The 10,627-nt window shown below is 68.9% G+C and carries 11 protein-coding genes and 1 tRNA gene; 7 read left to right on the forward strand and 5 right to left on the reverse strand.

Translation table 11 applies throughout. From position 1 onward, the window contains the following. Positions 1–18 precede the first annotated feature (18 nt). The 5 genes from ponA2 (at position 19) to G6N51_RS17140 (ending at position 5,384) form a co-directional block, all read left to right on the forward strand. A complete protein-coding gene (ponA2, locus tag G6N51_RS17120) occupies positions 19–2,448 on the forward strand; it encodes a transglycosylase/D,D-transpeptidase PonA2 (RefSeq protein WP_083173471.1) in 2,430 nt (809 codons plus the stop codon). 71 nt (positions 2,449–2,519) lie between these two features. Then, entirely contained in the window at positions 2,520–3,479 is a 960-nt protein-coding gene (locus G6N51_RS17125; RefSeq protein ID WP_083173472.1) for a metallophosphoesterase, read from the forward strand. Next, on the forward strand, positions 3,476–4,591 hold the full coding sequence (cds1, locus tag G6N51_RS17130; protein ID WP_083173473.1) for an L-cysteine desulfhydrase Cds1: 1,116 nt from the start codon (positions 3,476–3,478) through the stop codon (positions 4,589–4,591). Before G6N51_RS17125 ends, cds1 begins: the two co-directional genes overlap by 4 nt. A gap of 61 nt (positions 4,592–4,652) precedes the next feature. After that, positions 4,653–4,726, forward strand: a tRNA-Pro gene (locus tag G6N51_RS17135). Between the two features lie 82 nt (positions 4,727–4,808). Further along, entirely contained in the window at positions 4,809–5,384 is a 576-nt protein-coding gene (locus G6N51_RS17140) for a hypothetical protein (protein ID WP_083173474.1), read from the forward strand. 26 nt (positions 5,385–5,410) lie between these two features. Here the strand turns inward: G6N51_RS17140 and G6N51_RS17145 are convergent, their stop codons facing one another. The 3 genes from G6N51_RS17145 to G6N51_RS28890 all read right to left on the reverse strand — a co-directional run bounded on the left by G6N51_RS17145 (position 5,411) and on the right by G6N51_RS28890 (position 7,530). After that, positions 5,411–6,808 carry a cytochrome P450 gene (locus tag G6N51_RS17145; RefSeq protein WP_174814323.1) on the reverse strand — a complete coding sequence of 466 codons (1,398 nt, stop codon included), beginning with the start codon at positions 6,806–6,808 and terminating at the stop codon, positions 5,411–5,413. 55 nt (positions 6,809–6,863) lie between these two features. Beyond that, a complete protein-coding gene (locus G6N51_RS17150; protein WP_083173476.1) occupies positions 6,864–7,166 on the reverse strand; it encodes a DUF4193 domain-containing protein in 303 nt (100 codons plus the stop codon). 73 nt (positions 7,167–7,239) lie between these two features. After that, a complete protein-coding gene (locus G6N51_RS28890; RefSeq protein ID WP_174814324.1) occupies positions 7,240–7,530 on the reverse strand; it encodes a hypothetical protein in 291 nt (96 codons plus the stop codon). 338 nt (positions 7,531–7,868) lie between these two features. Between G6N51_RS28890 and G6N51_RS17160 the strand changes: the two genes are divergently transcribed. Then, positions 7,869–8,561, forward strand: a complete 693-nt coding sequence (locus G6N51_RS17160; protein ID WP_083173519.1) for an HAD family hydrolase — start codon at positions 7,869–7,871, stop codon at positions 8,559–8,561. Here G6N51_RS17160 and G6N51_RS17165 read toward each other — a convergent pair. Next, a complete protein-coding gene (locus G6N51_RS17165; protein ID WP_083173520.1) occupies positions 8,529–9,026 on the reverse strand; it encodes a DUF6328 family protein in 498 nt (165 codons plus the stop codon). The genes G6N51_RS17160 and G6N51_RS17165 overlap by 33 nt on opposite strands. 160 nt (positions 9,027–9,186) lie before the next feature. Next, entirely contained in the window at positions 9,187–9,555 is a 369-nt protein-coding gene (locus tag G6N51_RS17170; protein WP_142275090.1) for an STAS domain-containing protein, read from the reverse strand. Positions 9,556–9,716: 161 nt separating this feature from the next. Here G6N51_RS17170 and G6N51_RS17175 point away from each other — a divergent pair, with 161 nt between their 5' ends. After that, positions 9,717–10,622 (forward strand): STAS domain-containing protein, encoded by a 906-nt coding sequence (locus G6N51_RS17175; protein ID WP_083173478.1) that lies wholly within the window; start codon positions 9,717–9,719, stop codon positions 10,620–10,622. The last annotated feature ends 5 nt before the right edge of the window (positions 10,623–10,627 follow it).

Raw genomic sequence — 10,627 nt, forward strand, 5'->3', positions numbered from 1 at the left:
GCCGCTACTGTAGTAGCCATGTCAGACCGCCCCCCGGCCGCGCTCACGATCCTCAAGCTTGCGGGGTACTGCTTGCTGGCCGGTGTCGTCGCCACGGCGCTGATGTTTCCGTTCGCGGGCGGTTTGGGGCTGGTGTCCAACCGGGCGTCCGAGGTCGTCGCCAACGGCTCGGCCCAACTCCTCGAAGGTGAGATACCCGCGGTGTCGACGATGGTCGACGCGAAGGGCAATACCATCGCCTGGCTGTACTCCCAGCGCCGGTTCGAGGTGCCCAGCGACAAGATCGCCAACACGATGAAGCTGGCGATCGTGTCCATCGAGGACAAGCGGTTCGCCGACCACAACGGGGTGGACTGGAAGGGCACGCTGACCGGGTTGGCCGGCTATGCGCGCGGTGACGTGGACACCCGCGGCGGTTCGACCATCGAACAGCAGTACATCAAGAACTACCAATTGCTGGTGACGGCGAAGACCGACGCCGAGAAGCGCGCCGCCGTGGAGACCACCCCGGCCCGCAAGCTGCGCGAGATCCGGATGGCGCTCACCCTGGACAAGACGTTCACCAAGCCGGAGATCCTGACGCGCTACCTGAACCTGGTGTCCTTCGGCAACGGTTCGTTCGGCGTGCAGGACGCGGCGCAGACCTACTTCGGCATCAACGCATCCGACCTGAACTGGCAACAGGCGGCGCTGCTGGCGGGCATGGTGCAGTCGACCAGCGCGCTGAACCCCTACACCAACCCCGAGGGAGCGCTGGCGCGGCGAAACCTGGTGCTCGACACCATGATCGAGAACATCCCGCAGGAGGCGGACGCGTTGCGCGCCGCCAAGGCGACCCCGCTGGGCGTGCTGCCGCAGCCCAACGAGCTGCCGCGAGGCTGCATCGCGGCCGGCGACCGCGCGTTCTTCTGCGACTACGTCCAGGAGTACCTGTCGCGCGCCGGCATCAGCAAAGAACAGGTGGCGCGCGGCGGCTACCTGATCCGCACCACGCTGGATCCCGACGTGCAGGTCCCGGTCAAGGCGGCCATCGACCAGTTCGCCAGCCCGACACTGCCCGGTATTTCCAGCGTGATGAGTGTGATCCAGCCCGGAAAGACGTCGCACAAGGTGATGGCGATGGCCAGCAACCGCACCTACGGCCTGAACCTCGACGCCGGCGAAACCATGCGGCCGCAGCCCTTCTCGTTGGTCGGCGACGGCGCGGGGTCGGTCTTCAAGATCTTCACCACCGCGGCGGCGCTGGATATGGGCATGGGTACCAACGCCACGCTCGAGGTGCCGGCGCGCTTTCAGGCCAAGGGCATGGGCAGCGGCGGGGCAAAGGGCTGCCCCAAGGACACCTGGTGCGTGATCAACGCCGGCAACTACCGCGGGTCGATGAACGTGACCGAGGCGCTGGCCACCTCGCCCAACACCGCGTTCGCCAAGCTCATCCAGCAGGTCGGGGTGACGCGCACGGTGGACATGGCGATCAAGCTCGGCCTGCGGTCCTACGCCGATCCCGGTACCGCCCGCGACTACAACCCCGACAGCAACGAGAGCCTCGCCGACTTCGTCAAACGGCAGAACATCGGCTCGTTCACACTGGGCCCCATCGAGGTGAACGCCCTGGAGCTGTCCAACGTCGCGGCCACGCTGGCCTCCGGCGGCACCTGGTGCCCGCCCAACCCGATCGACAAGCTGATCGACCGGCACGGCAACGAAGTCGCCGTAACCACCGAGACCTGCGACCAAGTGGTGCCCGAAGGCTTGGCGAACACCCTGGCCAACGCGATGAGCAAGGACGCTGTGGGCGGCGGCACCGCGTCCGGCTCGGCCAGCGCCGCGGGCTGGACCCTGCCGGTGTCCGGCAAGACGGGCACCACCGAGGCGCACCGCTCCTCGGGCTTCGTGGGGTTCACCAACCACTACGCGGCGGCCAACTACATCTACGACGACTCGACGACGCCGACGGACCTGTGCTCGTCGCCGCTGCGGCATTGCAGCGAGGGCGACCTGTACGGCGGTAACGAGCCGGCCCGCACCTGGTTCACCGCGATGAAGCCGATCGCGACAAAGTTCGGTCCGGTGCAGTTGCCGCCCACCGATCCCCGTTACGTCGACGGGTCGCCCGGCTCGCGGGTGCCCAGCGTCGCCGGCCTGGATATCGACGCGGCGCGCTCGCGGCTCAAGGAGGCCGGCTTCCAGGTCGCCGACCAGAACAACTTCGTCAACAGCACCGCGAAACAGGGCGAGGTGGTCGGCACCACGCCCAGCGGCGCGACGATCCCGGGGTCGATCATCACCATCCAGGTCAGCAACGGCATCCCGCCGGCACCGCCACCGCCGCCCGAGGGCGCGCCCGTGCCGGTCGGCTCGCAGGTCGTGGAGATCCCGGGTCTGCCGCCGATCACCATTCCGCTGCTGGCGCCGCCGCCTCCGCCGCCGGGGCAGCCGCCCCCGTAGGCCGGGGCCGGATTTGACGCTGCGCCGCAAGCTATACGTTGCCAAAGCGCAACCGGCAGTAGGCTGCCAGCATGGCTGATGTTTTGCCCACGCTGATCCGCACCGGTGCCGTCGCGCTCGGTTCGGCCGTCGCCGGCATCGGTTATGCCGCCGTCGTCGAGCGCAACGCCTTCGTCCTGCGCGAGATCACCATGCCCGTCTTGACGCCCGGCTCGACCCCGCTGCGGGTGCTGCATATCAGCGATCTGCACATGCTGCCCAACCAACGCCGCAAACAGGCCTGGCTGCGCGAGCTGAGCAACTGGGAACCCGACCTGGTGGTCAACACCGGCGACAACCTGGCCCATCCCAAGGCCGTCCCCGCGGTGGTGCAGGCCCTCGGGGATCTGCTGTCGCGGCCGGGTGTCTTCGTGTTCGGCAGCAACGACTACTTCGGGCCGCGGCTGAAGAACCCGCTGAACTACCTGGCCAACCCGTCGCATCGGGTCCACGGCGAGCCGCTGCCCTGGCAGGATCTGCGCGCGGCCTTCACCGAGCGCGGCTGGCTCGACCTCACCCACACCCGGCGCGAGTTCGAGGTGGCCGGCCTGCACGTCGCCGCCGCCGGCGTCGACGACCCGCACATCGACCGGGACCGCTACGAGACGATCGCGGGCCCGGCCAGCCCGGCCGCGAACCTGCGACTCGGGCTGACCCATTCCCCGGAGCCGCGGGTGCTGGACCGCTTCGCCGCCGACGGCTACCAGCTGGTGATGGCCGGACACACCCACGGCGGGCAGGTCTGCCTGCCGCTCTACGGCGCCCTGGTGACCAACTGCGGCCTGGACCGGTCCCGCGCGAAGGGACCGTCCCGGTGGGGAGCGCACCTGCAGCTGCACGTGTCCGCCGGGATCGGCACCTCGCCGTTCGCGCCGGTGCGCTTCTGCTGCCGGCCCGAGGCCACGCTGCTGACGTTGATCGCCGCGCCGATGGGCGGCCGCGATTCGGCCAGCGACCTGAGCCGTTCGCAGCCAACAGTTTCGGTGCGTTGAGCGAGCGGACCCGGATCGCGGTCCGTAGCCACTCGCGGCGCTGGACGGACGACGCGGTCCGGCTGATCCAGGCCGACGCCCGCCGCAGCGCCGACACGCACCTGCTGCGTTACCCGCTGCCGTCGGCGTGGGGCGCGGACGGCCCCGGCGCTCAGGTGGCGCTGTATCTCAAGGACGAGACCACGCACATCACCGGCAGCCTCAAGCACCGGCTGGCACGCTCGCTGTTCCTGTATGCGCTGTGCAACGGGTGGATCAACGAGGGCACCACGGTGGTCGAGGCGTCATCGGGCTCGACCGCGGTTTCGGAGGCCTACTTCGCCGCCCTGCTGGGCCTGCCGTTCGTTGCCGTGATGCCGGCGTCCACCAGCTCGTCCAAGGTGGCGCTGATCGAAGCCCAGGGCGGCCGTTGCCATTTCGTGCAGAACTCGGCTGAGGTGTACGCCGAGGCCGAGCGGGTCGCCGGCGACACCGGCGGCCATTACCTGGACCAGTTCACCAACGCCGAACGCGCCACCGACTGGCGCGGCAACAACAACATCGCCGAGTCGATCTTCGAGCAGATGGGCGAGGAGACGCATCCCATTCCGGAATGGATCGTGGTCGGCGCCGGCACCGGCGGCACCAGCGCCACGATCGGCCGCTACATCCGCTACCGGCGGCACGCGACCCGGCTCTGCGTCGTCGACCCGGAGAACTCCGCGTTCTTTCCCGCCTACGCCGAGGACCGCTACGACGTGGTGATGGCCACCTCGTCGCGCATCGAGGGCATCGGCCGCCCGCGGGTCGAGCCTTCGTTCCTGCCCGGCGTCGTCGACCGCATGGTGGCGGTGCCCGACGCGGCGTCCATCGCCGCCGCCCGCCACGTCAGTGCCGTCCTGGGACGCCGGGTGGGGCCCTCGACGGGCACCAACCTGTGGGGCGCCTTCGGCCTGCTCGCCGAGATGGTTGCCGAGGGGCGCAGCGGTTCGGTGGTCACGCTGCTCGCCGACAGCGGCGACCGCTACGCCGACACCTATTTCAGCGACGAGTGGGTGGGCGCACAGGGACTCGATCCGAGCGGCCCCGCCGGGGCGCTGGTGGAGTTCGAACGCTCCTGCGTGTGGCAGTGACCCGCCACACCGCGATTTGGCCAGCCGACGGGCCGGTGCGATAGGCTGTCGGAGCTTCACGCGGGGTGTGGCGCAGCTTGGTAGCGCGCTTCGTTCGGGACGAAGAGGCCGTGGGTTCAAATCCCGCCACCCCGACCCAGTTGTGTTAGCTGTCTTCGAGGCCGGCCGCGACGTCTGACACTGCGACGTCGCGGCTTTGCCATTAAGCTCTGCCTGCATGCCGCCGGTGAGCCCGTCCCACGAGCGGGGCCGGCCGCGCGGGGGTCGCCGCCGGGCCACGGAATTTGCTGATCCCGCAGCGGCGATCGGCCCCCCGGGCCACCCCACCCTCGCGGAGATCACGCGGCGGCAGCAGGAGATCCGGGCGTGGGAAGCGCTGAACGTCGGCGGCTACCGGTTCGCCAAACCCGGAACCATCATCGGTTCGCTGATCTCCGCAGTGCTGGTCGTCCTCGTGGTGACGCCCATCCCACCGAACTGGCCGTGGGACATTCCGACGATGATCCTGGCCGTCTTCACCGCGGTGGCGACGGTGACCTGCGGCCTGTTGTGGTTCGACAATCCGCACCCGGTCCCCCGTCCCGAGCCGTTGGCGATCGTGCCGTTCTCCCGTGCGGAGAACCTGCGGCTGATGCAGGGCCAGCCCGTCGAGTCCTACCGCGCCATCTGCGCCTGCCCCGGCTGCGGCGACGTATCCGCGCACCCGATCCGCGAGCCCGGCAAGGACGAACCGGACTGGGCGATGGTGACCCGGCGGTGCGCCGTGTGTGACCGCCAATGGGCGCAGGCCTGAATCGGTTCCACGCCAGGGACACAGCGCTACAACGACGACGGGATGGGCCGGAACCGCACCCTGGTACCGTGCCGCGGGGCCAGCATGATGGAGCGCCTGACGATCCGCTCCGGCCGATCGTCAACGGCGCTGAACTCGCCCTCGAGCAGCAGTGTATGCAGCACGGTGATCAACTCCCGCATCGAAAAGCTCGCGCCCAGACAGCGTTTCGTACCGCCGCCGAAAGGGAGCCATGCGTGTGTCGGCGCTCGGACGCCCAGGAACCGCTCCGGGCAGAAGTCGTTCGGCCGGTCGTAGGTGCGGGGGTTGCGATTGATCGCGACGATGTGAACGACGATGCGTGTGCCGGCGTCGACCAGGTAGTCACCTACCCGAAACGGTTGTGCCGCAACACGGGACGTCAACGGAGCCGGCGGGCGTATCCGCAACGTCTCGTTGATCACCGCCGTCGTGAAGTCCTCCGCACCGGTGCGGGCTTCGGACCGGACGCGCCGCAACGCATCCGGATGGTGCAACAGCAGGTCGAACACCCAGGCCAGGGTGGTCGCGGTGGTTTCGTGACCCGCCAGCATCAGCGTGGTCACGTCATCGCGAATCTCGCTGTCCGACAGGCATTCCCCGCTCTCGCCGCGCGCGGACATCAGCAACGCCAAGATGTCGGACCGCTCCCCCAGCCGGGGATCGTTTCGCCGTTCGGCGATGAGCGGCAGGACGAGGTCGTCGATTTCCCGGCGCGCGCAGGCGCGGCGGGGCCAGACCCGCAACGCGCCGAGGCGGCGCAGCGCGTAGCGCACCGTCAATTCCTCGGAGACCCCGAGACTCAGGAGGCGTTCGAAGGGTCCGCCCAAGCGGCGCACCTCGTCGGGGTGCTCGACCCCGAACATGACCTTGACAATCACGTCCAGCATCAGGGCCCGCGCCGCCGTCAGCATCTCGAAAGGGCGGTCGACCGGCCAGTTGTGCATCGCCGCACGGGCGGCGTCCCGCATGACCGGCACGTAGCCGCTCAGGGCCGCGCCGTGCAGCGCGGGCGTCAGCAGCCTGCGCCGGCGAAGGTGCTCCGGCTCCTCCTGAACGAACATCGAGCCGGACCCGTAGATCGCCGCCGCCGGACCCACTCCCTCCCCGCCGAGCAGCACATCCCCCGGGGCGCCGAAAACCTGTTTGGCCAGTTCCGGGTCCGACACGATCGCCACGTTGCCCAGGCTGAGGACGGGCATCGTCATGATGGGCCCGTATCGGCGGATCCATCGCAGCATCCTGCGCTCGCCGCCGACCAGGTAGGCGATGGCGTACGCGGTGGCGCAAGCCGGACGGAGCCCGCGCGGCGCGGGCAGCCCAGGCGGACGTTTCAGGGCGTCGGGCCTGCCCCGCCGGCCAACCTCCGCAGCTGCCACGCTGACGACACAAACACGGCTTTTCACCTCCGGTCAAGGCGCGGTTAACGCGCACCGTGTGAGCCCGACCAGCGTGGCGGCGTTACGCGCAGTCGGCGCAGATGGACAGGCCCGCGTTGGACCTGCGCAGCCGGCTGCGGTGCTGCACCAGAAAACAGCTCGAGCAGGTGAATTCGTCGGACCGCTGCGGAATCACCGTCACCGACAGCTCTTCGCCGGACAGGTCGGCGCCGGGCAGCTCGAAGAAGTGCACATCGTTGGGATCCTCGTCGACCACCGCGGTGGCGGGTCCCTGCAAGGCCGGTGCTAGCTCGCGTATCGCGGACTTGTCCTGGGCGTCCATGTCGGAGCCCCGGCGTGCGTCATAATCGCTTGCGGTCGCCATGGCAGTTCCTTCCTGCTCGTGACCGGGCTGACGCACTTTCCTGTACTCACCCGTGGCGCAGGCAGTACCCCGTTCAGGCGCGCGTTACACCGCCCGGCCCGAAAAAATTGCGCCACCGGAAATCGCGCCGCCGCAAGCGCCGGGCGATCGCGGGGTAGTGCGCCAGGGCCAGTCCCAGCCACGGCGCGACGACCGACACGACCAGCGCCGCGATGGCGACCCCCTCGTGCCCGACCAACAGCTCGAACAGACCGATCGCCAAGCTGAGCGCCCACACCCCCACGGCCGCGAGGACGGTCAGCGGGAAATCACGCCCGTACTCGACCGGGTAGTTTGCTGCTCGCAGCGAAACGGGCGCGACCATAATCGGCTTTTACCCGGTCACCACCTCGATCAAACGTCCCCGTCGGCGGCGCGGCGGGCTCGTCGAAATTCGCGGGCACACCAGGTCGGCTCGGCGTCACGTACCCCGCGGTGTGCAGCAACCACACCGCGCTCGCCGTCACGGTCATCCACCTCCACTCCTCTGAGAACATCTGTGTACCAATGTGATTCGTGCGGCAGCGCGGTTCTCCGTCCGGTCGGCCGGCTGGGCGGCCAACGAGCCGCAACGGCCCGCCAACGCCGGTTACCCGCCGCCCCCCCGGCTCGAACGACGCCGCACCCCGTGTCAGCGTGCCCGCGCGTGGGTATGCCGCGCAGATGAAACCCGCCGTTCTGTTCGACGTCGACGGAAGCCTGGTCGACTCCAACTACCTGCACGTGCACGCGTGGCAACGGGCCTTCGACGCCGAAGGCCTGCCCGTGGCCGCCTGGCAGATCCACCGCTGCATCGGCATGGACGGCTCCACGCTGGTGCGCACGCTGTCCAAGAATGCCCCGGACGAGGTTCAGGAGCGGCTCAGCGACGGGCACAGCCGCTACTACCGGGAGAGCACGCCCCTGCTCACCCCGCTGCCCGGCGCCCGCGCGCTGCTGCACCGCGTCGCCGACCTCGGTCTGCAGGTGGTGCTGGCCACCTCGGCCCCCGACGACGAACTGGAGATCCTGCGCAAGGTCCTCGACTGCGACGACGTCATCTCCGAAACGACGTCCTCGCGCGACGTCGACACCGCCAAGCCCGAGCCCGGCATCGTGCAGGTCGCGCTCGACCGGGCCGGCGTCGATGCCGGCCATGCCGTGTTCATCGGGGACGCCGTGTGGGACGCGCACGCCGCGGGCGGCGCCGGATTGCCCTGCATCGGACTGCTCAGCGGCGGCATCGCCCGCGAGGAGCTGCAGGCCGCGGGCGCCGCACCGATCTTCGCCGATCCGCAGGACGTGCTCGAGCATCTGGACTCGACCCGGATCGCCGAACTCGCCCTAGCCGCGGGTGCGCAGCAGCAACGGCAGTAGCCACCAGAACAGCGCGAACAGCGTCAGCGCACACCCGCCCGCGATCAGCCCGGGATCGCGCCCGGCCACGGCGGTGAAGACGATGACCGTCACCCCGGTCAACGCCATGCCCAGCAGCGCCAACCCGGCGTACGCGCACCGGTGCGCGGCGGACACCAAGACTTGCAGGCGATGGCGCCGGAACAGCAGGCGATGCATGCCGACCGGGGCGATCAACAGCACCGTCGCGCCCACCGAGCATCCCACCGTCGCGAGATAGAGGTTGCGCATCGGCGGGCTCAGGACGTCGAAACGCTGCTGGAACGGCAGCGTCAACAGGAAACCGGTGAGCAGCTGCACACCGGTCTGCACCACCCTCAGCTCCTGCAGCAGGCTGTTCCAATTGCGGTCCAGCCGTTGGACTTCGGTTTCGCCACGCTCGCGGCTGTCCCAGCGCTGGTCGCCTTCCGGGTTATCGACGTCCATAGCGGTGATCATCGCACCCGCCGCAGGCTCAGGACCGATTATCCGCCTGCACAATGTGAATTGAGTAGGGCGCCGGCCCGTCCGGAATTGACATCGCGCGACGAAGCGCCGGCAATTTCACGAAACACGTTGCCGCGCAACCGCAGGCGACGCAGCGCGCCTAGCGGCCGACGTTGTCGTCGCGCACCGCGGTCAGCGCGTCGTCCAGCGTGGGGTACAGCGGGAAGGTCTTGTCCAGCCCGGTCAGGTGGATCGGCCGCCTGGTCGCCGGACCGCGCGCGACCACCCCGAACCCCGTCGCATTGCCCAGCTTCTCGTACGTCGCGGCGAGGATCTTCAGCCCCACCGAACCGAGAAACTCCACCGCCGAAAGGTCGATCACCAGTGCCGTCGGGTTCTCCGCAACTACCGCGCCGATCGCCTGCTCGAGGGCCGGCGCCGTGACCAAATCGATTTCGCCACTGACGCTGACCACGGACACCCCATCGTGGTCCTCAACCAACGTGGTAATCGAATCAGGAGCTGACAATGGCAATCCTTTGTCCTGGGGTTCAGGTGTGGTGCAAGCCTAGCCTGCGTTGCGAACTGCGAGAAGAATATGCCCTCAACACCTGCCCCGCGGCAACCCAGGCTAGTCTCGCAAATCGAGCCTGCACATGGCGGGGCGGGGACCGGCACTCGGGAGGTCACATGTCAGATTCGCCGGCGGAGTTCATCGGCGCTGCTACTGCCACCGCGCCGGCGGTCGGCATCTCCAGCGAAGGCCTGCTGCCCCAGCTCGTGCAACACCTGCGGCAAAACCGCACCGTGCTGCGCGAGGAATGGGCGCGCAGGATCACCGAGGCCGAACTGCTCACCGCGATGACGCCGGAGGAGTTGTTCTCCGAGGCGACCGCGGTCTACGACAATTACGTGGAGGTGCTCGAGACCGGTAGCGTCGAGGCGCTGCAGGCCTACGCGCGCGACCTCTCGGAGCGCATCATCCCCCGGGGCGTGGAGACCGACGAGGTCGTCGGCATCGTGCTGCTGCTGCGCGACGTGCTCGCGCGCTCGTTGTTCGAGAAGTACCAGACCGAATTCGAGATGCTCAACCGGGTGCTGGACGCCTACGAACCCGCGGCCAACCGCATCGCCAACACCGTGGCGGTCAGCTTCGTGCAGGAACGCGAGCGCATCATCCGCCAGCAGCAGGAAGCGATTCGCGAGCTGTCCACGCCGGTGCTGCAGGTGCGTGAACAGCTGCTGATTCTGCCGATCATCGGCGTGCTCGATTCCCAGCGTGCCCGCCAGGTCACCGAGCAGCTGCTGAGAGCCATCCGCGCCAACCGCGCCAAGGTGGTGGTCATCGACATCACCGGTGTGCCGACCATCGACTCCACGGTGGCCAACCACCTGGTGCAGACGGTCGACGCGTCGGGGTTGATGGGCGCCAGCGTCATCATCACCGGCCTGTCCTCCGAGATCGCCCTCACGCTGGTGACGATCGGCCTGGACCTGTCGAAGATGAACGCCGTCGGCGACCTGCAGGGCGGCATCGAGGAAGCCGAGCGGCTGCTGGGCTACGAGGTCACTCGCACCGGCGAGCAGACCGGGTAGACGGA

Origin of the sequence: Mycobacterium paraseoulense (assembly GCF_010731655.1) — a bacterium.
GTDB classification, from domain to species: Bacteria; Actinomycetota; Actinomycetes; order Mycobacteriales; family Mycobacteriaceae; genus Mycobacterium; species Mycobacterium paraseoulense.